General features: G+C 68.3%; 20 protein-coding genes. 11 read left to right on the top strand and 9 right to left on the bottom strand.

From position 1 onward, the window contains the following. Positions 1 to 46: 46 nt before the first annotated feature. The 7 genes from AW272_RS38060 to AW272_RS38090 are packed head-to-tail and all read right to left on the bottom strand — an operon-like array spanning position 47 to position 8,750. Positions 47 to 973: an ROK family protein gene (locus AW272_RS38060; RefSeq protein ID WP_066375530.1), complete on the bottom strand. Its 927-nt coding sequence runs from the start codon at positions 971 to 973 to the stop codon at positions 47 to 49. Next, positions 970 to 3,339 (bottom strand): glycoside hydrolase family 2 protein, encoded by a 2,370-nt coding sequence (locus AW272_RS38065; RefSeq protein WP_369408835.1) that lies wholly within the window; start codon positions 3,337 to 3,339, stop codon positions 970 to 972. The genes AW272_RS38060 and AW272_RS38065 overlap by 4 nt, the downstream gene beginning before the upstream one ends. Beyond that, positions 3,336 to 4,118 (bottom strand): ABC transporter ATP-binding protein, encoded by a 783-nt coding sequence (locus tag AW272_RS38070; protein WP_066375534.1) that lies wholly within the window; start codon positions 4,116 to 4,118, stop codon positions 3,336 to 3,338. The genes AW272_RS38065 and AW272_RS38070 overlap by 4 nt, the downstream gene beginning before the upstream one ends. Continuing rightward, positions 4,118 to 5,062, bottom strand: coding sequence for an ABC transporter ATP-binding protein (locus AW272_RS38075; protein ID WP_066375538.1), 945 nt, complete (start codon positions 5,060 to 5,062; stop codon positions 4,118 to 4,120). Before AW272_RS38075 ends, AW272_RS38070 begins: the two co-directional genes overlap by 1 nt. Further along, positions 5,062 to 5,940, bottom strand: a complete 879-nt coding sequence (locus AW272_RS38080) for an ABC transporter permease (protein ID WP_066375539.1) — start codon at positions 5,938 to 5,940, stop codon at positions 5,062 to 5,064. Before AW272_RS38080 ends, AW272_RS38075 begins: the two co-directional genes overlap by 1 nt. After that, on the bottom strand, positions 5,937 to 6,932 hold the full coding sequence (locus tag AW272_RS38085; protein ID WP_066375541.1) for an ABC transporter permease: 996 nt from the start codon (positions 6,930 to 6,932) through the stop codon (positions 5,937 to 5,939). Before AW272_RS38085 ends, AW272_RS38080 begins: the two co-directional genes overlap by 4 nt. Before the next feature lie 60 nt (positions 6,933 to 6,992). After that, positions 6,993 to 8,750 (bottom strand): ABC transporter substrate-binding protein, encoded by a 1,758-nt coding sequence (locus tag AW272_RS38090; RefSeq protein ID WP_066375733.1) that lies wholly within the window; start codon positions 8,748 to 8,750, stop codon positions 6,993 to 6,995. Between the two features lie 217 nt (positions 8,751 to 8,967). Here AW272_RS38090 and AW272_RS38095 point away from each other — a divergent pair, with 217 nt between their 5' ends. From AW272_RS38095 to AW272_RS38145, 11 genes are all read left to right on the top strand, one after another. Then, positions 8,968 to 9,987: a LacI family DNA-binding transcriptional regulator gene (locus AW272_RS38095; protein WP_066375543.1), complete on the top strand. Its 1,020-nt coding sequence runs from the start codon at positions 8,968 to 8,970 to the stop codon at positions 9,985 to 9,987. 70 nt (positions 9,988 to 10,057) lie between these two features. Then, positions 10,058 to 11,461 carry an LCP family protein gene (locus AW272_RS38100; protein ID WP_066375545.1) on the top strand — a complete coding sequence of 468 codons (1,404 nt, stop codon included), beginning with the start codon at positions 10,058 to 10,060 and terminating at the stop codon, positions 11,459 to 11,461. 36 nt (positions 11,462 to 11,497) lie between these two features. Then, a complete protein-coding gene (locus tag AW272_RS38105) occupies positions 11,498 to 12,778 on the top strand; it encodes an LCP family protein (RefSeq protein ID WP_066375547.1) in 1,281 nt (426 codons plus the stop codon). A gap of 216 nt (positions 12,779 to 12,994) precedes the next feature. Further along, complete coding sequence (locus tag AW272_RS38110; RefSeq protein WP_066375549.1) at positions 12,995 to 14,080, top strand: ABC transporter substrate-binding protein; 1,086 nt, start codon at positions 12,995 to 12,997, stop codon at positions 14,078 to 14,080. Then, positions 14,077 to 14,862, top strand: coding sequence for an ABC transporter ATP-binding protein (locus tag AW272_RS38115; protein ID WP_066375560.1), 786 nt, complete (start codon positions 14,077 to 14,079; stop codon positions 14,860 to 14,862). Before AW272_RS38110 ends, AW272_RS38115 begins: the two co-directional genes overlap by 4 nt. Then, complete coding sequence (locus AW272_RS38120) at positions 14,852 to 15,736, top strand: ABC transporter permease (protein WP_066375563.1); 885 nt, start codon at positions 14,852 to 14,854, stop codon at positions 15,734 to 15,736. Before AW272_RS38115 ends, AW272_RS38120 begins: the two co-directional genes overlap by 11 nt. 5 nt (positions 15,737 to 15,741) lie before the next feature. Continuing rightward, positions 15,742 to 16,134: an RrF2 family transcriptional regulator gene (locus AW272_RS38125; RefSeq protein WP_066375566.1), complete on the top strand. Its 393-nt coding sequence runs from the start codon at positions 15,742 to 15,744 to the stop codon at positions 16,132 to 16,134. Between the two features lie 88 nt (positions 16,135 to 16,222). Continuing rightward, positions 16,223 to 17,743, top strand: coding sequence for a serine/threonine-protein kinase (locus tag AW272_RS38130; RefSeq protein ID WP_066375569.1), 1,521 nt, complete (start codon positions 16,223 to 16,225; stop codon positions 17,741 to 17,743). Between the two features lie 59 nt (positions 17,744 to 17,802). Beyond that, positions 17,803 to 18,771 (top strand): ATP-binding protein, encoded by a 969-nt coding sequence (locus AW272_RS38135; protein ID WP_066375572.1) that lies wholly within the window; start codon positions 17,803 to 17,805, stop codon positions 18,769 to 18,771. A 50-nt stretch (positions 18,772 to 18,821) separates the two neighbouring features. Then, on the top strand, positions 18,822 to 19,208 hold the full coding sequence (locus AW272_RS38140) for an SCO5389 family protein (protein ID WP_066375573.1): 387 nt from the start codon (positions 18,822 to 18,824) through the stop codon (positions 19,206 to 19,208). A 50-nt stretch (positions 19,209 to 19,258) separates the two neighbouring features. Next, positions 19,259 to 19,900 (top strand): potassium channel family protein, encoded by a 642-nt coding sequence (locus AW272_RS38145; RefSeq protein ID WP_066375735.1) that lies wholly within the window; start codon positions 19,259 to 19,261, stop codon positions 19,898 to 19,900. On the opposite strand, the gene rnhB is transcribed toward AW272_RS38145, so the two are convergent. Together rnhB and AW272_RS38155 are read right to left on the bottom strand one after the other, a co-directional pair. Continuing rightward, positions 19,884 to 20,552: a ribonuclease HII gene (gene rnhB, locus AW272_RS38150; RefSeq protein ID WP_066375575.1), complete on the bottom strand. Its 669-nt coding sequence runs from the start codon at positions 20,550 to 20,552 to the stop codon at positions 19,884 to 19,886. The genes AW272_RS38145 and rnhB overlap by 17 nt on opposite strands. Before the next feature lie 9 nt (positions 20,553 to 20,561). Then, on the bottom strand, positions 20,562 to 21,506 hold the full coding sequence (locus tag AW272_RS38155) for a LysR family transcriptional regulator (protein ID WP_066375577.1): 945 nt from the start codon (positions 21,504 to 21,506) through the stop codon (positions 20,562 to 20,564). Positions 21,507 to 21,600: the final 94 nt, after the last annotated feature.

Here is a 21,600-nt window from a genome sequence, read left to right on the forward strand (position 1 = left end):
TCTACGTCCTCGTAAGTCGGTGAGCGGTTCTCCGGTCAACAGGATGTCACTCACCCCGGAGTGCGAGGGCCGCCGCCCCGAACAGCCCGGCGTCCCGCCCGAGGCCGGTCGCCTCGACCTTCACCCGCCGCAGGAACCCGAGCCCCGCCTGGTCGGCCACCGCCCGCCGCAGCGGCGCCAGCAACGTGGCTCCCGCTCCGGCCACCCCGCCACCGATCACCACGTTCTCGACGTCGAAGAGGGCCGCCGTCGTCAGCACCGCCGTGGCCAGCGCGCCCGCCGCCCGGTCGAACGCCTCGACGGCCACCGTCACGCCCCGCTTGGCGTCGGCGGACAGGGCCCGCGAGTCGACCGGCCGTCCGGCCCAGAAGGTCGGCTCCACCGCCTGCTGCCAGCCGTTGGCCAGCGCCCACCGCACCATCGAGGGCCCGGACGCGATCGTCTCCACACACCCGACGGCCCCGCACCGGCAGGTCTCCCAACCTTCACCGGCCCGGATGTGCCCGATGTGCCCGGCGTTCCCCGTCGACCCGAGGTGCGGCCTCCCTTCGAACACCAGCCCGCCGCCGATGCCGGTCGAGACCACGACGCCGAGCAGCGCCCCCGCCGAGAACGCCCCCCGCCACCACTCGCCGAGCGCCATCACCTGCCCGTCGCCCGCGAGGTGGACCGGCACCCCGGGTAACAGCCCGCACACGGTTTTGACCAGCGGAAAGTCCCGCCAGGCCAGGATGTTCGCCGGGCTGACCGTGCCCCGCACCGCGTCCAGCGGCCCGGCCACGCCGATCCCGACGCCGGTCAGCCCCTCTTCGGAGATCAGCCCCGGTACGACGATCCGCGCCACCAGGTCCTTCAGCGTCGCCGTGGGATCGGGGCCCACCGGCATCTCCAGCTTGGCGGTGATCACTCCGGCGGGTTCGACCGTCGCGGCGGCGAACCTCGCGCCCCCGATCTCGATCGCCAGGACGGTCATGGCATCTCGTTGACGCAGCGGAGCACCGGATAGGCCGTCAGCGCCGCCGTGTCGAGATCCTCGCCCGTCACGACGAAGGTCGCGGTCTCGCCGGGGAGCAGGGTGACGAGCATGTCGTCGACGGTCGCGCCGGCGTCGAGGCGGTCGGGGAACAGTGCCAGGTCGCGGACCAGCGTGCGGGCCGTGACCTCTACTCGTACGCCGTCATCGAGCCGCTCGGTCGTCACGTCATAGGCCGCTGCCGGAAGGTCGGTGGTGAGGAACCGCAGGGCCCGGAGGTCTCCCACCGACGCCGACAGGAGTTCCTGCCCGCCGTCTCCGCGCACCATCGAGGCGGGCAGCGGGACGGTCATCGCCCCGCGCGGCGCCAGGCGGACCGGGAACCGCTCCCGGGCCAGCACCTCGCCGGTCACCGTCAGCCGGACCACCGACAGGTCGGCGTGCCACTCGCCAGAGGTGTCGTTGACCACGGCGACGGTTTCGGGGTTCTGGAAGGTGACGAGCCGGTCGGCGAAGCTGCGGCGCAGGGCGTACCAGAGCGGCTTCCTGCGGCCGTCGCCGTCGACGGCGGCCCACGAGGTGACCGGCCAGCAGTCGTTGAGCTGCCAGACGATCGTGCCCATGCAGTAGGGCATCAGCGAGCGGAACCGTTCGACGCCGAACGCCATCGCGTGGGCCTGGTTGAGCTGGGTGTAGTAGTGCCAGTCGTCGAAGTTCTCCGGTTTGGGCAGGTGGTCGCCGAGGCCGCGCAGGAGCTTGCCGTTGCCGTCGTCGGCCTTCTGGTGGTGCAGGACGCCCTTGGACGAAGGGGTCAGCGGCTCGTCGGAGACGGCGCGGCGGAGGGTCGCGAAGGCGGGCGGCCCCTGGAAGCCGAACTCGGCGACGAAGCGCGGGGTGTAGGTGCCGTAGAAGGTGTAGTCCTCGCGGTTCCAGACGGTCCAGATGTGGGTGGTGCCCTGAGAGGGGTCGTTGGGCGGGGCGTCGGGACTGCCCGAATACGGCGAACCCGGCCAGTAGGGGCGGGTGGGGTCGAGATCCGCGACGATCTTGGGAAGCAGGTCGAAGTAGAAGCCGGCGCCCCAGCTACGGCCGTCGAGGCGGTCCTGCCAGCCCCAGTCGGCGTGCCCTTCGAGGTTCTCGTTGTTGCCGCACCACAGCACGAGCGAGGCGTGGCTGGACAGCCGGGTGACCTGCTGGCGGGCCTCCGCCTCGACCTCGGCGCGGAACGGGCCCTCTTCCGGGTAGGCGGCGCAGGCGAACGGGAAGTCCTGCCAGACCATGACGCCGAGGGCGTCGGCCTGGGCGTAGAAGTCCTCGCTCTCGTAGAGGCCGCCGCCCCAGACGCGCAGCGTGTTCGCGCCGGTATCCACAGCCTGTTGAAAACGTTCGGCGACGCGCTCCCTGGTCACCCGGTTGGGGAAGCAGTCGTCGGGGATCCAGTTGAAGCCCTTCATGAAGACCGGCCGGCCGTTGACCTTCAGGCGGAAGGCCTCGCGGTCGAGCTCAAGAGAGCGGAAGCCGATCTCCTTGGCCCACACGCTGTCGCCCACGCTCACGTTCAGCGTGTAGAGGGCCTGCTCGCCGTGGCCGCGCGGCCACCAGAGGTCGGGCTCGGGCACGGTCAGGGTGATGACGGCGGTGCGCTCGCCTGGCGCCAGACGTACACGATCTTCGACCCCCGCGACGGACGCGGTCACGGTGAGCGGCGCCTGCGCGGCGCGGTCGACGGTGACGTGGACGCGGACCCTGCCGTCCCGCCCGTCGAGAGTGACCAGGGGGCGGACCTCGGCGAGCCGGGCCGAAGACCAGGTCTCCAGGTAGATGGGCCGCCAGATGCCCGAGGTCACCACGGTCGGGCCCCAGTCCCAGCCGAAGTTGCAGGCCATCTTCCTGATGAACTGGTAGGGCTCGCCGTAGGCGCCGGGCCGGTCGCCGAGCGCGGCCCGCTGCTTCTCGGCGTAGCCGTAAGGGGCCTCGAACAGCACCTTCAGCGTGTTGCGGCCCTCTTTGAGCAGGTGGCGGGCCGGGAAGCGGTAGACGCGGTGCTGGTTGGCGGTCTGCCCGACCTGCACCCCGTTGAGGATCACCGTCGCGGCCGTGTCGAGGCCCTCGCAGACGAGATCGGCGCGCTGGTCACCGGGGTCGGTCCAGTCGAAGTTCGTCTCGTACGACCAGTCGGTGCGCCCGATCCATTTCAGCTTGTTCTCGTTGTCGTCGAGATAGGGATCGGGGATCACCTCCGCGTCGAGCAGGTCGGTGTGCACGCATCCGGGCACCGTCGCCGCCAGCCCCGCCACGACCGGGCGCGGCTGCCCGGTCGACGAGACGGCGGTGACGGTCCAGCCCTCGTGCAGCGTCCTGATCACGACGCGTCCTCCCATTTCGTGTGCAGTTGCGGCACCGACGCCAGCAGCTTGCGCGTGTACGCGTGTTCGGGCTGCTCGAACACGGCGTCGGTGGCGCCGTACTCCACGATCCTTCCCTTGTGGAGCACGACGGTCCGCTCACTGATGTAGTTGCCCAGCGCGAGGTCGTGGGTGATGAACAGGACCCCGAGACCGCGCAGTTTCAGGTCGGCGAGCAGGTTCAGCACGTCGATGCGGGTGGACGCGTCCAGCATCGAGATGATCTCGTCGGCGACCAGGTATTCGATGTCGAGCAGCAGCGCCCGCGCGATCAGCAGGCGCTGGAGCTGGCCGCCGGAGAGCTGGTGGGGGAACTTGTTCAGCACCGCCTCCGGGCTGAGCCGCACCGCATCCAGTGCCGATTCGATCTTTGAAGTCCACTCCTTGTCGGGTACACCCCTGAAATAGACCTCGCGGAGCATCCCGAAGACGCGGTCGGCCTTGAAGACCGGGTTGTAGGAGCTGAACGGGTCCTGGAAGACGCCCTGGACCTTGCGGTAGTAGTCGCGTTTGCCCATCTGGCGGATGTCGCGGCCGTCGATGGAGATGGTTCCGGCCGTGGGCGTAAGGAGCCGGAGCACCATCTTGCCGATCGTGCTCTTGCCGCTGCCGCTTTCGCCGATGAGCGAAACGACCTCGCCCGGCTTGATCTCGAAGCCGGCCTCGTCGACCGCCGTCATGGTCTGCCCGCCGAACGCGCCGATTCGGTAGACCTTGGTGACCCCGTCGAGTTTCAGCATCAGGCGGCCTTCCAGCAGGCGACGACGTGGTCCTTCTCGACCTCGACCGGGGGCGGTTCCTCGGCGCACTTGTCGAAGGCCAGCGGGCAGCGGTCCCGGAACCGGCATCCGGGGACGGGGTTCAGCAGGGAGGGCGGGTTCCCGGGGATGCCGGTGAGGCGTTTGTCGGCGTAGCGCACGCCGACCTCCGGGAGCGAGGAGATCAGGAGCTGGGTGTACGGGTGTTTCGGCGCGTTCACCACGACCCCCGCCGGGGCCTTCTCGGCGAGCTTCCCGGCGTACATGACCATGATCGTGTCGGCGAGCTGGTTGGTCAGGGAGATGTCGTGGGTGATGAACAGCATCGACTTCACGAAGCCCCGGTCGCGGAAGCCCTTCAACGTCGTGACCACGGCCTTCTGGGTGGAGACGTCGAGGGCCGAGGTGATCTCGTCGGCGATCAGCAGCGACGGGTTGAGCAGGGTCGAGATGACCATGACCATGCGCTGCTTCATGCCGCCCGACAGCTCGATCGGGTATTTGCCGAGGACCTCCCGGGGGAGTTCGACCAGGTCGAGCCGGTTGTGCAGCTCGTCGAGGTCGAGTTTCACCTTGCGCGAGTCGAGCAGTTCCCGGACCATCCGGCCGATCTTGCGGGTCGGGTTCATCGCGCTCATCGAATATTGCGGGATGAGTGAGACCTGCTTGAACCGGTAAGGGTTCATCTTGACGTCGTCGCCGATCGGCAGAACCTGATCATCGAGGGTGACGCTGCCCCCGACGTGCTTCATCCGCCCGTCGAGCCTGATCAGCGCCTTGCCCAGCGTGGTCTTCCCGCAACCCGACTCCCCTGCCAGGCCGAGGATCTCGCCGTCTTTGACGCCGAAGGAGACCCCGTCCAGGGCTTGGACGTCACCCTTCAGCGTCCGGTAATAGACCCGGAGGTCGTCGACTTCCAGGGTCACTAGAGCTCCCTCAGCTTCGGGTTGAACACTTCGTCGAGGCCGACGTTGGCGACGTACAGGGCACCGACGATCAGCGTGATCCCGGCCCCCGGCGGGATGAACCACCACCACAGGCCCAGATGCATCGCGCTCCACTGGTGGGCCTGTTGCAGCATCAGGCCGAGGGAGACCGCGTCGGTCGGGCCGAGGCCGATGAAGTCGAGCGAGGAGGCGATCAGGATCGAGCCGCCGAACAGCAGGATGAACGTGAGCAGCAGGTAGGAGCTCATGTTCGGGGCGATCTCGCGCATGATGATGCGGCCCGACCCGACCCCGCTCAGCCGGGCGAGGTCGACGAAGTCGCGGCTGCGCAGCGAGAACGTCTGGGCCCTGATCGACCGGGCCGCCCAGGGCCACTGCGTCAGCCCGATGAACAGCGCCTGCATGCCCGCGCCGCGCACGCCGATGTAGGCGTTCAGGATGAACAGCACCGCCAGGGTCGGCAGCACCAGCACGACGTTGGTGAACATGGTGAGGATCTCGTCGATCCAGCCGCCCTTGTATCCGGCCAGGAAGCCGATGGCCATCCCGATGACCGCCGCGATGCCCCCGCCGAGCGCGCCGACCAGGAAGGTCGTCCGCAGGCCGTGCACGAACTGCGCCCACAGGTCCTGCCCGAACGTGTTGGTGCCGAGCCAGAACTCGCCGCTGGGCGGCTGCATCTGCATGCCCACGTATTCGCTCGGCGGCTTGTCGATGAAGAACGGCCCGATGACGCCGATGCCGAGCAGGATCAGGATGATGCCCATACCGACCAGGAGCTTGGTGTTGCGCAGCGCGAAATAGAGCGCCTCCCAGCGGACCGGCGGACGTAGGGGTTCGACAGTCGTGGTGGTCATGCGGAGGCTCCCGCCATTCCGACTCGGGTCCGCGGATCGACGATCACGTAGATCACGTCGATGATGAAGTTGGCGATCAGCACGCCCAGCACGATGAACAGGAACGCCCCCTGCAACAGGAAGAAGTCCTTGTTCTGGATGGCCGCCAAGATCAGACTGCCGAGTCCCGGGTACGAGAACACGATCTCCGTCACCAGCGCACCGGCCACCAGGACGCCGAGTTGCAGCGCGAGACCGGTGATCTGCGGCAGCACCGCGTTCCTGAAGGCGTAGCGCCGGATGAGTTTCTGCGGCGCCCCGAGCGCCGACAGGTAGTTGGCGTAGTCGGATTCGAGCTCGTAGATGATCACGTTGCGCATGCCGATCGCCCAGCCGCCCAGCGCGACCAGGAACAGCGACGCGAACGGCAGCACCCAGTGCCAGAGCAGGTCGACGAAGAAGGGCCAGGTGAACGAGGGCGTCATCGAGAAGCTGTAACCGCCGGCCACCGGGAAGATCCCCCACACGATGCCGAACCCCCAGGCCATCAGGGCGGCCAGCCAGAGGTAGGGGGTGGCGGTCAGGACGTAGGAGACCGGCAGGACCGTGTTGTCCAGCACCTTGCGGCGCGCGGCGAGCGCGCCGAGCCGGTTCCCGATCACCCAGCTGATCAGGATCGACGGGATGAGCAGGGCCAGCGAATAGGGCACCGCGCGGGTGAGCAGGTCGGCGACCGGCGTCGGGAACGCCCACAGACTGATCCCGAAGTCACCGCGGAACAGCGCCCCCCACGAGTTCAGATACTGCTGCCACCAGGGCTGATCGAAGCCGAACAGGTTGTTGTAGTAGACGCGCAGGGCCTCCTGGGCCTCCGGCTGCGCGACCCTGGCGCGGGCCAGCATGCTCGCGACGGGGTCACCCGGCATGAGGCGCGGCACCAGCCAGTTGACCGTCACGGCCATGAAGAAGGTCAACCCGTAGACGAGCAGTTTCCTGCCGAAATATCGACGCAAAAGGGGTTCTCCCTAGGGAGGCCCTCCTCCCCTCGAGAAGGAGGGCCAGGGCGAAAAGGACTAGGGAGCGACCGGCTGCAGCGACGCGAGGGACTCGAAGCCGCCGAGTTCGAGCCAGTTGCGCCACATCGTGGGCGCCGACTTGGGCGCGCTGCCCTCACTGGACGGCCAGTTCTTCCACGTGGTGCTGCTGACCTGCGACCAGAGGCCGTTGTACCAAAGCGGGATCACCGGCAGTTCGTCCAGCAGGATCCCCTCCAGCTGCGAGGCGACCTTCTTCATGCCCTCGACGTCGTCGGTCTTGGTGCCGTCGAGCTGCTGGACGAGCTTCCAGGCCTCCGGGTTCTCGTAGCGGCCGAAGTTCACGGTGTTCTGCTGCGCCTGGACGGGCAGCTGGAAGACGTACTCGAAGTAGGTGTACGGCGAGTTCGAGAGCTGCCGCTCGTTGTTGATGAGCAGGTCGAACTTGCCCGACGAACGGGCCTCGACGAGGGCGTTGTAGTCGGGGAACTCGGCCTCGACGTTGATGCCGGCGGCCCTGGCGCTGGTGGCGATGACGCGGATGCTCTCCATCCAGTCGGTCCACCCGGCCGGCACGATCAGCTTCAGCGCGATCGGCGAGCCGTCCTTGTTCTCGACCAGGCCGTCACCGTTGGCGTCCTTGTAACCGGCGTCGGCCAGGAGCTTCTTGGCCTTGGCGGTGTCGAACCCGAAACCCTTCGAGCCCACGACCGCCTGGTCGACGAACTGGTCCCACTGGGGCAGCAGGCCGGTCGGGCTGGCGGGCTTGACCAGGTTGCCGTACACGCCCTCGACGATCTTCTTCGTGTCGACCGAGGCGGCCAGCGCCTTGCGGAACTGGGCGTCGTCGAGCGGCTTCTTCTTCGTGTTGGGCACGAGCCACGCGGTGTTGGCCGACAGCATGTAGGGCGGCTCGGGGTAGAAGGTGCTGATCCCGAAGTTGCCGCTGACCAGGTTGGCCGCGCCCGGCAGGAAGTTGTTGGACAGGTCGAGGCCCTTCTGCAGCAGCAGGCCCATCGCCACCTCGTTGGAGGAGTTGACGATGTCGACGATGTACTTCGGCTTCGGGTCGAGGTTCAGCGTGGCCTTGCCCCACCAGGTGTCGTTCTTCACCCACGCGACACGGTCCTGGTCGTGGCTGTGGTACTTGTACGCGCCGGTCCCGACGGGGTTCTCGTTGATCCCGTCGAGGACGTCCTTCTCCGCGCGCCCCTCCCAGATGTGCTTGGGCACGATCGACCGGCTGTAGATGTTGAAGTCCCACTGCTGGTAGTTGGCCTTGGAGAAGGTGAACCGCACGGTCGAGGCGTCAGGGGCCTCGACGGCCGAGAGCCAGTTCCACAGGTTGTGGTACGGGATCGTCTCCATCTTGCCGAGCTCGAAGGTGAACTTGACGTCCTCGGCGGTCAGGGGCTTGCCGTCCGACCACGTGATGTTCGGCCGCAGCTTGACCTCGTACGTCGTGTCGTCGACCCACGCCCCGCTGGCGGCCAGCCAGGGAGTGAGCTTCCCGGCGACCGGGTCGAAGTGGAACAGCGTCTCGTAGACCAGGCCCTTGGTGCCGGTCGCGGAGTCCCATTCACGGATGGGGTTGAAGTTCGCGGGCGGCCCCCACTGGGTGCCGCTGGTGTAGAGCGTCTCGTTCCGCGGGAACGCGCCGCCCTCGGCGACGGGAGCCGGCGCGGCCGGCACCGATGCCCCGGGGGCCGGGGTGGGGGTACCGCCGCTGGTGCACGCTGCCGCGAGCAGGCTGGCGGCCACGACAGGGATCAGAAACCGGGTAACTCGGTTCCGCATCATCCTTCTCCTTGCTTCCACACATATTGGCCAACCCCGATGGGCCGACCGGCGGGAGCCCCGGCCGACGTTCTTCTTGGGAGCGCTCCCAACGGGCGCTCCGGTGCGTGCTTCATGGCTGAACCGGATAAGTACCGTGACGGTAAAATCCCTGTGACATTGGTGTCAATAGCCTCATATATACTGAACCAGTTAAGTTGCGCGACAGGGCGGGTTCGTGAAAAGACCGACGATCGGTGATATCGCACGTCAGGCGGGGGTTTCCAAGGGCGCGGTGTCGTACGCGCTCAACGGGCAGCCCGGTGTATCCGAGTCCACCCGGCAACGCATTCTTGCCATAGCCGATGAAATCGGATGGCGGCCGAACAGCGCCGCCCGCGCCCTGAACGGCGCCCGTGCCAACGCGATCGGCCTCGCGCTGTGCCGTCCGGCCCGCATCCTCGGCATGGAACCGTTCTTCATGGAGCTCATCAGCGGCCTGGAGGCCGAGCTGTCGGCGCGCGACTTCGCGCTCATGCTCCAGGTCGTCGGCGACCACCCCAGCGAGATCGCGGTGCACCAGCGCTGGTGGGGCGAGGGCCGCATAGACGGCGCTTTCCTGGTCGACCTGCACGTCAACGATCCGCGTGTCCCCGTCATGGAAGACCTCGGCATGCCGGTCGTGGTCATCGGCGACCCATCGGGTTCGGGGTCACTGATGTCGGTCTGGTCCGACGAGGGCGCGCCCGTGCGAGAGACCGTCGACTACCTGGTGGCTCTGGGGCACCGGCGGATCGCCCGGATCGCGGGCCTGCCGAAACTCGTCCACACCACGCTACGCGACCAGGAGTTCGGCCGCGCCTGCGCCGGCCTCGACGACTGCCCGGTCGTCCACACCGACTACACCGGCGAGCAGGGCGCGCGGGCCACCCGGCGCCTGCTCTCCTCCCGGGTCAGGCCGACCGCGATCGTCTACGACAACGACATCATGGCCGTCGCCGGACTTTCGGTCGCCCAGGAGATGGGCCTGACCGTCCCCGCCGACCTGTCGATCGTGGCCTGGGACGACTCGCCCCTCTCTCAGGTCGTACGCCCCCCGCTGACCGCCCTGACCAGGGATATCCCGGCTTACGGGGCGCAGGCGGCACGGCAGCTCCTGGGCCTGATCGACGGTCTCGAACGCGGTTCCCACGAGGACCGCGCGGCCACGCTGAACCCGAGGGGGAGTACCGGACCGCCGGTTTCGGCCGGGCATTAGGGATTCGTCGTTACACTTTGCAGCGGTGACCGGGGGGTGGCCCCGGGCTGTTCTACCCGGGGGTAGGGCGTTGAGTCAGGTCGACGTGCGTCCGGAGCCGGTTCTCCTGCCGCTCCAGAAACGGCCCCGCCTGTGGGTCGCGTGGGTCCACGTGCTGATCGCGGCCGTGCTCGGCATCGTCGTCGGCGCGGTGAGCTTCGTGGTCGTCGGCTACGTGAAGGTCACCACGAACGTCAAGCACGAAGCGGTGGCGACGACCGACCTCGGCCCGCGCCCCGACAAGGTCAGCCCGGCGATGAACGTGCTGATCGTCGGCTCCGACGTGCGCAAGGGCGCGAACGCCAAATACGGCGACTTCGCCGGTGAGCGCACCGACACGATCATCCTGGCCCACATCTCCCCCAAGCGGGACGGCGCCACGTTGATCAGCTTCCCCAGAGACTCGCTGGTCGCATTACCCGAGTGCCCCGCACGCAAGGGCTTCCCCGGCCAGAACGCCCACGTCGGCATGATCAACGAATCGTTCAACTCGGGCGGCATCGGCTGCACCTGGAAGACGATCGAGACGCTCACCAAAATCCACATCGACCACTACGTGAAGGTCGACTTCACCGGCTTCAAGGGCATGGTCGACGCCCTGGGGGGCGTGCCGGTCTGCGTACCGGAACCTGGAATCAGCGACAAGAAGGCCCTGCTGACCCTCCCACCCGGCCGGCAGACCCTCGACGGTGAACAGTCCCTGGGTTACGTACGCGCCCGCTACAGCCTCGGCGACGGCTCCGACATCGGCCGCATCCAGCGCCAGCAGATGTTCCTGGCCGCGATGTCCAAGAAGGCGATGAGCGGCGAGACGCTGACCAACCCCGGCGCCCTGCTCAACCTGCTCGACGCGGTGACCAAGTCGATCACCACCGATCCCGACCTGACCCCGTCCGTGCTGAAGGACCTGGCGCTCAGCGCCGAGGGCCTGCAGGCCGGGTCGATCCGGTTCATCACCACGCCGTGGCACTACTCGCTGACCAGCCCCGGGCGCGTGGAGTGGACGCAGCCGCAAGCCAAGAGCCTGTTCACGATGGCGGCCCAAGACGAACTCACGGCGAAGCTCGAATCCGGCGAGCAGCGGATACCCAAGAGCCAGATCCACGTGGTCGTGCAGAACGGCTCGGGCCGCGGCGGCCTGGCCACGAACGTGGCGGCCGTTCTGGAGCAGCGCGGCTACCACATCCTCAAGGTCGAGGACGCGCCGAAGCCCTACCCGAAGACGTTCGTCAAATACACCCCGAGCGGCCAGACCCGCGCGGTGCGGGTGTTCCGCGAACTGCTGAAGTCGACGACGTTCAACGTGAAGAACGGGACAACACAACAAGTCGTTTTGGTGCTGGGCTCCGACTACCAAGGCCTCAAGCAGCCCAAAGCCTCCATCGAGGACGTCGAGGGCTTCGACGCGACGCACGACACCTGCACCACCCAGTAGCGTTAGCCCGGTATCGAACCGGGCATATGGGGCGTCATGCGCGAAAACAGGAGCCTGCGTCGGGCGCTGGCACTGACGTTGGCTTCAGCTTTTCTGTGGGGGGTCGCGCACATCTGGGCGGGCCGGACCCGGACCGGACTGGCGCTGGCCGGTGTCTATCTACTCGTCGTCTCCGCCGTCGTGACCGTGGTCACCAACGCCTGGTCACACCTGCCGTCCCTGCTGCTGCAGCGGCTCGACGCGGCCGCCGTCGCCGGGGTCGTGGTGGCCGTGGTGTGGGCGGCGGTGATCGTGTGGTCGTGGCTGGTGGTCGCGCCCCGGCGGGTGCGGCTGGGGCTTCCGCTGATCGCCGTGGCCGGGCTGTGCGCGCTGGTGGTGGCGCCGCTGGGATACGCGTCCCGGGTGGCGTACGTGTCCAACGAGGTCGTCAGCTCGGTGTTCGTCGCGGACGACCCGGCTGACCAGGGAACGCAGGTCGTGACCCCGGTGGCCGCCGACCCGTGGGCGGGCCGCCAGCGCCTGAACATCCTCCTCGTCGGCGCCGACGCGGCCCCCGACCGGCCAGGGGCGCGGACCGACAGCATGACGGTCGCGTCGGTCGACACCCGTACGGGGGAGTCGATCCTGTTCTCCCTGCCGAGGAACCTGCAGAACGTCCCGCTCGACGACTTCCCCTCCGCCTCGCTGCTCAACGAGGTCTTCCAGTGGGGCGAGGACCACGGGGACTCCGGCGCCGACCTGCTGAAGTCGACGATCGGCGACATCCTCGGCCTGCACGTCGACTACTACGCGATGGTCGACATGAGGGGCTTCGCCCAGATCATCAACGCGATGGGCGGGGTGACCCTCACGGTGAAGAACGACATCGTGTTCGGCGCCTACCGCGAGGGCCTCATCAAGGCCGGCACCCAGCACATGAACGGCACCGAGGCGCTGTGGTTCGGCCGCTCCCGGACCGACAGCGACGACTACCAGCGCATGGGCCGGCAGAAGTGCCTCCTGAACGCGGTCGCAGAACAGGCCGATCCGTTGAAGGTGCTGAGCGGCTTCGAGCGCATCGCCGACGTGACCAAGCGATACGTGTCGACCGACATCCCCCGGAGCCTGCTGCCCGGCCTGATAGACCTGGCTCCGAAGGTGAAGGACGCCGACATCACCAGCTTGCAGTTCGTGCCGCCGCTGATCCGGACGGGCAGCCCCGACTGGGACCTCATCCGCGCGAAGGTCCACGACGAGCTGAGCCCCCGCCCGGTCGCCGCGACCGCCAAGCCGAAGGCCGCCAAGAAGGCGATCGACCTCGACGAGTCCTGCGCCTAACGGGCGTTCGATTCGGCCCCACCGGAAGCGCCGTATAAGGCGAACTACTCATACCGAACGGACGAGCCGGTCTCGCCTCCAGGACACATGTCGTTGGCATGTAGACGTGCTGTAGACGTATTGAAGTCCTAAAACCTATCGGACTTGACGGGAATCTTTGATCGCTCTTTAATACTCCCTAACCCGACTTATTTAGTAGGAATCAGGGAGAAGCGTATGAAGGCTCGCAGGGTTCGCGGGGTTGTCGCCGCGCTGGCCGCGGTGGTCGTGACCTCGCTCGCGGCCGCCTGCGGCGGGGGTGGCACCACCGCTGACGGAGGTGCCTCCGCTCCCGCCGGTGGCACCGCTGCCGCGGAGAAGAGCGAGCTCCGGCTCGGCTTCTTCCCGAACATCACCCACTCGACCGCCCTCGTCGGCGTCGAGAAGGGCTTCTACACCAAGGCTCTGGGCGACAACGTCACCCTGAAGACGACCACCTTCAACGCCGGTCCCGCCGCCATCGAGGCGGTCTTCTCCGGGGCCATCGACGCGACGTACATCGGCCCGAACCCCGCGATCAACGCGTGGGAGAAGTCGAAGGGCGCGGCGATCAAGATCGTGGCCGGGGCGGCGTCGGGAGGCGTCTACCTGATCGTGAAGCCGGAGATCAACTCCATCGAGGATCTCAAGGGCAAGAAGGTCGCCACGCCGCAGCTCGGCAACACCCAGGACGTCGCGCTCCGCTACTACCTGGACGAGAAGGGCATCAAGACCGACACCAAGGGTGGCGGCGAGGTGTCGATCGTGCCGCAGGAGAACTCGCAGACCCTGCAGACCTTCGCCACCGGTGACATCGACGCCGCTTGGGTGCCTGAGCCCTTCGCCAGCCGCCTGATCCAGGAGAGCGGCGGCAAGATCCTGATCGACGAGCGCGACCTGTGGCCGAACAAGCAGTTCGTGATCACGCACCTGATCGTCCGGCAGGACTGGGCCAAGGAGCACCCCGACCTGGTCAAGAAGCTGATCGAGGGCCACGTCGAGTCGACCGCCTTCATCAACTCCGACCCGGCCGGCGCGGCCACCGCGGTCAACTCGCAGCTGGAGAAGCTGACCGGCAAGCCCCTCAAGCCCGAGGTGCTGGACACCGCGTTCAAGAACATCACGTTCACCAACGACCCGATCGCCTCGTCGCTGGTCGGCAGCGCCGACCACGCCATCAAGGTGGGCCTGCTCCAGCCGATCGACCTGAACGGCATCTACGACCTGACCACGCTCAACGGGATCCTGTCCGCCAAGGGCGAGACGGCGGTGAGCGACAAGTGACAGCTCCTACCCAGGAGCTCGGCCACGGCCGGACGGAGGGCCCCGCGCCCGCCGTCCGGCTGGACGCCGTCTCCAAGGTGTACGGCCGGGGCGCCACCAGCCTCCTCGCCCTCGACCAGGTCTCCCTGAACGCGGCGCAGGGCGAGTTCGTCTGTCTGCTCGGCGCGTCGGGCTGCGGCAAGAGCACGATGCTCAACCTCGTCGCGGGCCTCGACCGGCCGACCGCCGGGACCATCGAGACCGGCGGCAAGCAGATCGCCATGATGTTCCAGGAACCGGCGCTGTTCCCCTGGCTCACCGTCACGGGCAACATCGAGCTGGCCCTGCGCAAGCTCGACCGCAAGAAGCGCAAGGAGCGGGCGGCCGAGCTTCTCGACGTCGTCCACCTCGGCGGATTCGCCAAGAAGCGCCCCCACGAACTGTCCGGCGGCATGCGCCAGCGGGTCGCCCTGGCCCGCGCGCTCGCTCAGGAGGCCGACATCCTCCTGATGGACGAACCCTTCGGCGCCCTCGACGCGATGACCCGCGACCTGCTCCACGACGAACTCGAGCGCATCTGGCGTGAGCGCAATCTGACGATCCTGTTCGTCACGCACAACGTCCGCGAGGCGGTCCGCCTCGGCGACCGGGTGGTTCTCCTGTCCAGCCGCCCGGGCACCGTCATCGAGGACTACACGGTGGATCTCGAACGGCCCCGCCGGACGGAGTCGCCCGAGGTCGCCAAGCTCGCAGGAGAGATCACGGTCCGCCTCAAGGAGGAGGTCAGCCGGCATGGCCGCTGAAACCGCCGTCGACACCGCGGAAGAGAAGGTCAACGCCCAAATCGCCGGGCTCGACGCGCTCGAGATCCAGGTCAAGGCGAAGCGGAACCTCCCCGCCGCGCTCTGGGGCCGCGTGTGGCCCATGTTCCTGGCCATCTCGATCGTCCTGGCCATCTGGGAAGCGGTCGTCCTGGCCGAGTTCTGGCCCGAATACGTCTTCGCCGGGCCCGTCACCGCGCTCGGCGAGCTCGGGGCGCGCCTGGGTGAGGCCGAGTTCTGGCACGCCGTCGCCACCACGATGCGCCGCGCCGTCTCCGGCTTCCTGCTCGCCATCCTCGTCGGCGTCGCCGTCGGCGCGGCCGTCTCCCGGATCAAGCTGCTCCGGGCGGCGTTCGGGTCGCTGATCACCGGTCTCCAGACGATGCCGTCGATCGCCTGGTTCCCGCTCGCCATCCTGCTCTTCGGCCTGACCGAGAACGCGATCACCTTCGTGGTCGTGCTCGGCGCCGCCCCCTCGATCGCCAACGGCCTCATCACCGGCGTCGACTACACCCCACCGATCCTGCTGCGAGCCGGGCACGTCCTGGGCCTGCGGAGGCTCTCGCTCTACCGTCACCTGATCCTCCCCGCGTCGCTGCCGTCGTTCCTGGCGGGACTGAAGCAGGGCTGGGCGTTCGCGTGGCGGTCGCTGATGGCCGGCGAGATCCTCGTGATCATCGCCAATCAGCCGTCGCTGGGCGAGCAGCTCCACTTCGCCCGTGAGCTGGCCGATTCGGCCCGCCTGCTGGCCACGATGATTGTCATCCTGCTCATCGGCATCGTGGTCGACGTGCTCTTCGGCGCAGCGGATAACGCGCTGCGCCGGCGGTGGGGTCTGGACCAGCGGATCGGCTGACAGGCATGCGCCTGTCGGCCCGCACCCATTACGCGCTCCGGGCGGCGGCCGAACTCGCGGCCGCCCCTCCGGGGCCCGTCCCGGCGGAACGCATCTCGACCGCCCAACGCATCCCTCGCAGATTCCTCGACAACATCCTGCTGCAGCTCAGGCGGGCCGGATTGATCCACAGCCAGCGAGGCCCCGACGGCGGCTACTGGCTGGCCAGGCCCGCCGACCAGATCACGCTCGCCGAGGTGATCGTGGTCATCGAGGGGGTGCCCCAGGACAACGAGGCGTTCTTCGGCGCCTCGGAACCGCTGGAGAAGGTCTGGTCGGCGATACGTGAGAACGAGACCCGCGTGCTCACCGGCGTGACGCTCGCGCATCTCGCGGGCGGCTCTCTACCGACCCTGTAGATCGACCTGTGACGCTTATCTCACCTCTGCCCCATTAGTTATGGAAGACTCCCAGTCCAGTAGTCCGGCCCGGTGCAGAGGCGGCGTGATGGGAAGTCCGGGACAGCTCGTCGTCAAGCGGTACCGGCTTGTTCGGGCGCTCGGCCAGGGCAACACCGGCGTCGTCTGGGAAGGCCACGACGACCTGCTCGACCGCCCGGTCGCGGTCCGCGAGGTGCTGCTCCCCGCCGGGCTGCGGGAGACCCGCCAGACCGCCTTGCAGCAGCGCATCGCGCGGGAGTCCCGGCAGGCCGAACGCCTGCGGCATCCCGGCATCGCCGCCGTCTTCGACGTCGCGGAAGAAGACGGCAGGCTCTGGGTCGTCATGGAGTTGGCCCGCTCCCGGTCTCTCGACGGGATCGTGGCGAGCGACGGGCCTTTGGAGGTCCCGAAGGCCGCCCACGTGATCAGGACCGCCCTGTCGGCCCTCACGGTCGCCCACGCGGCGGGGGTCCGGCACGGCGACGTACGGCCCGCCAACATCCTGGTCGGGCACGACGGCCGGGTCGTGCTGGCCGACTTCGGGGTGGGCGCCGTGGCGGCCGATCCGGTGTTCGCCAAGCGGGTGGGCGAACGGTCGCCCGCGCACGGGGAGTCGTGGAGTTCGGCGCGGTCGACGTCGGCGTTCCGGGCGCCCGAGCGGACCGATCCGGACACGCCGGTCAGGGAGGCCGCCGACCTGTGGTCGCTGGGGGCCTCGCTCTACTTCGCCGTCACCGGGAAGCCTCCGGCGCTGCACGACGAGAAGCCCGCGCGCATCCCCAAGGACATCGACGTGTCGGCCGCGCCCGAGGAGCTGCGGCCGGTACTCGCGGCGCTGCTGGCGCGCGACCCGAAGCGGCGGCCCTCCCACGAGGCCGCAGACGCGTTGCTGGCGGCGTTCGAGCCCCCGCCGCCCCCGCCCGAGCCGAAGCCGGTGCGGGGCAGCATGCGGCTGCGGTTCATCGCGGTCGGCACGGCCGTCGTCGTGGTCGCGGGCGCGCTCAGCGGCTGGGCCCTGTTACGGCCCGACACGACGGTCATCACCACCCGCACCGCCGCGACCGACCCCACCACCGCGCCCGTCGTGCTCCCCTCGCCGTCGCCCTCGCCGATCGCCGCGCTGCGGTTCAAACTGGAGCGGTACGACTCCCCGGCCGGCTGGCACACCATGGCGCCCAGGGCGTGGAAGCGCTCGGTCGGCGAATACTCCGTCTGGTGGGTCGACCCGAGGAACCGGGGCCACCTGTCGATAGAGATGACGAACCAGGTGGGCACCGATCCCCTCGCCGCCCTCCACGAGGCGGAGGCGTTCCTCTATCCGAACGTGGAGGCGTACTCGAAACTGCGCCTGAAGACCGTCGGGTCGAAGCTGGGGTCGGCGGCCGATTGGGAGTTCACCTGGCGCCAGGTTCGTAACGCCAAGGAAACGCACCTGGTGAAGGGGGAGACGTACCACCAATATCGGCGCGTCATCTCCACTGAAACCACGACAACGGTTCTCACCTGGACGACCACCGCCGCCGAATGGGAGCGCATGCGGCCCACCCTGCTGAGGGTTTTCCGGGCCTACTCCCCCACGCAGACCTGAGACTCGTGGCAAACTGATTACGACAATCATTTTCACTGTCGTGATCAGGGAGACCACCCGTGCGTGTTGCCTTCGTCGGCAAGGGCGGTAGCGGTAAGACCACCCTTTCCTCGCTGTTCGCCCGCTATGCGGCAACGAGCGCCCGGGTCGTGGCGATCGACGCCGACATCAACCAGCACCTGGCGCTCGTCCTCGGCGCCGAGCCGCCCCGCCCGCTCGGCGGCATGCTGACCGAGCTCAAAGACCATCTGCGCGGCGACAACCCCCGCATCGCCTCGGCGGCGGCGATGGTGAAGACGACCCCGCCAGGCCGGGGCTCCCGCCTGGTCACCCTCGACGACCCGTTCTTCCCGTCGGCCGAGGTCGAGGGCCTGCGGCTGATGGTGACCGGCCCGTTCAACGAGAGCGACCTCGGGGTGGCCTGCTACCACTCGAAGGTCGGCGCGGTCGAGCTCTATCTCAACCACCTGGTCGACGGCCGGGGTGAATACGTCGTGGTCGACATGACCGCCGGGGCCGACTCGTTCGCCAGCGGCATGTTCACCAAGTTCGACGTCACCTTCCTCGTCGTCGAGCCCACCCGCCAGGGCGTGAGCGTCTACCACCAGTACAAGGAGTACGCCGCCGAGTTCGACGTGACCATCGCGGTCGTCGGCAACAAGATCCAGACCGCCGGCGACCGCGCGTTCCTGCGCGAGCAGGTAGGCCCCGACCTGCTCACCTGCCTCGACCACAGCCCCGCCGTGCGGGCCATGGAACAGGGCCGCTCCTTCACCCTGAACGACTTGGAGCCAGGGAACCTCGCCGGTCTCCAGACCCTGCTCGACCGAGTCGACGCGGCCGAGAAGGACTGGGCGAAGTTCGGCCGCCAGGCGCACGAGTTCCACCTGCGGAACGCGCACGCCTGGGCGAACAAGGCGACCGGCCACGACCTGGCCGAACAAATCGACCCCGACTTCATTTTCGGGAACGTCGCCTTGGAAAGCGAGACGCAGGCAGCCGGAGGCCGACTGTGGCTCGCGCTGTGAACCTGCCCAAGTTAACGTCAAAAGTGCCCCAACCGAGAGGAGAAAGCCTCATGTCGCTGACCGTTCCGAACGATCTGCTCGACCAGGCCAGGGCCGGTGACGTGGACGACGCGGCCTTCGTGGCCTGCGTCCGCGACTCGTTGCCGTACGCGTGGGAGCTGATCAGTGAGCTGGTCAGAACAAGGACCGAGTCGGGCGCGAGTTTCGCCGACAACATGGTCCCGCCGCCGGACGAGGCGGCCCGGGGGCAGCTGCTGCGCTGCCTCGCCAGTGACGCCATGCGGGGCGCACTGGAACGCCACTTCGACGTGAAGCTGGCGTTCCAGAACTGCCACCGGGTGGCCGTGTTCGACCCGTCGGCCACCGCGGAACTGGCCGACTTCACCACCGCGCGCGCCCAGATCCTCAACCAGCAGCCGGAGCTCGTCGACTGCTAGCAGCGCGTTGACCAGGGCATACAGAAGGCGCCCGCCTAGACTTGATCGTCATGAGGGCCGAGTGGCGATTGCTCGTCTTCGCGGGCGTCTTCCTGGTCGCGTACGCGACCCCGATCCTCTTCCCGCACCTTCCGCATGACTGGAAACTGGCCTGCTGGTTCGCCCAGCTGGGCTGCTGGCTCCTCTTCCTGGCCGAATACGCGGTGCGGCTGACCCGGGCGGACCACAAGAAGGCGTTCGTCAAGAACAACGCCCTCGACCTGCTGGTCATCCTGCTGCCGCTGATGATGCCGCTCCGGATGCTCCAGCGGCGGCGCGGCTTCCAGCGCAAGGTGCTGACCTTCACCGCCACGACCACGCTCGTGCTCGGCCTGTCCGCCAGCCTCGCGGTCCTGCGCGCCGAACGCGACGCCCCCGGCGCCAACATCCTGACCTTCGGCGACGCCACCTGGTGGGCCGTCACGACGATGACGACCACGGGCTACGGCGACACCTACCCGATCACCCCCGACGGCCGCCTCATCGGCGCGGCCCTCATGCTCGGGGGCGTCGCCCTCCTGGGCGTGGTGACCGCGACGCTGGCCTCGTGGTTCGGCCGCAGATTCGACACCGGCGACGACACCGAGAAACTGCTCCGCGAGGCGCTCAAGGAGATCGGCGAACTGAAGGAGATGCTCAACCCCAGAGACTGAGCTGTCCCTCCCCGGCGGCCGGATCGCGGTGGCGCTTCAGGTGCCGCCATTTCGGCAGGTCGTCCATGTAGGACCAGGACAGTCGGTGGTGTTTTCCCGGCCCGTGCTCAGCCAGCGCAATCTGATGGGCGGGCGAGGGATAGCCCGCGTTCTCCGCAAATCCGTAGATGTCGGCGCCTTCGAGGGTGGCCATGAACAGGTCGCGCCGTACCTTGGCCAGCACCGACGCCGCCGCCACCGACACGCAGTTGAGGTCACCCTTGATCTCACACCGCACCGGCCAGGGCGAACCGAGGTAGTCGTGCTTCCCGTCCAAGATCACTACGTCGGGCTTCACCGGCAGCGCTTCGAGTGCTCGCCGAGCCGCCCGGCGCAGCGCCTCGGTCATCCCCAGTGTGTCGATCTCCTCGACCGACGCCTCGCCGTGCCCGAACCCGACCACCCACTGCTCAAGCTCCAAAACCATCGCCTCGCGACGACCGGGCGCGAGCATCTTGGAGTCGGTCAGCCCTTCGGGCGGTTCGCTGAAGTCGGTCACCACGGCGCAGACCGAGACCGGTCCGGCCCAGGAGCCCCGGCCGACCTCGTCGACCCCGGCGACCAGCTTGTTGTTTCCCGCGGTGAGCAGGCGTTCGAGTGTGTACGACGGCACCGGCCCAACCTAGTCAGCGAACCCGTTCGTGGTGGACAGATAACCAAGATCGTTGGCCAGATACCGCGCCGCGACGTGCAGCGCCCGCAGAGAGGCCGCGACCGACGCTCGGTGCACCGACGACTCCCGAGCGACCGCCGTGATCACCCGCTCGACGGGCTCCCCGGGGAACTCCCGCACGACGACCCCCCGAACCCCGGCAGCCAGCGAGAGGGCAGGAACGGCGGCGATCCCGATGCCCTTGGCGACCAGGCTCAGGATCGTACCGAGACCTTCGAACTCCCAAGCCACCGGCGGCGCGCCCCCGACATCGGTGAGCAGCCGGTCGACGGCGGTCCGGGACGGTTCCCCCTCAGGCGTGGCCATCCACGCCTCGTCGCGTAGGTCGGCCGGGTCGACGGGCTCGTCGAGGTTCGCGAGCCGATGCCGGCGCGGCACCACGAGCACGAGCGGATCGCGCAGCAACGGGAACACCGTCAGCGTCTCCCGCCGCCGCACCCGGCCCCACCAGTCGTCGACGAGCGCGATGTCGGCCTCGCCCGACTCGACCTCCCGCATGCCGCGCCCCGACCGGCTCTGCGACAGCCGGAACGCCAGTTGTTTGTGCCGCCGCAGCGACTGGGCGAGGGCGGGCGCGAAGGCGACGGCGGCGGTGGGGAACGCGGTGATGACGACGCGCCCGGTTGGAGTCCCCGCATGTGCCGACAAGTCAGACTCGGCCGTCTCCACCATGGACAGGATCCGCTCCGCGTGGACGACCAGTCGCCGCCCCGCGTCGGTCAGTTCGGCGCTGTGACTGGTCCGGTCGATGAGGGCCGCCCCGGCCTCCCGTTCCAGCGCCGCGAGCTGCTGCGATACCGCCGACGCGCTGTAGCCGAGAGACGCTGCCGTCGCGGCGATGCTGCCCCGCCGAGCGAACTCGCAGAACAACGTCAAACGTCGCAGATCCAGCATCGGATCTCCTTATGCCCGGCACCGAAAAGCCTCGCTTGTCCTGATGCCCGTACCCACACAAGGTGGGTACGTTCCACGGCAATCAGGAGGAATC

It is taken from the genome of Herbidospora mongoliensis (genome assembly GCF_001570545.1).
Lineage (GTDB): Bacteria > Actinomycetota > Actinomycetes > Streptosporangiales > Streptosporangiaceae > Herbidospora > Herbidospora mongoliensis.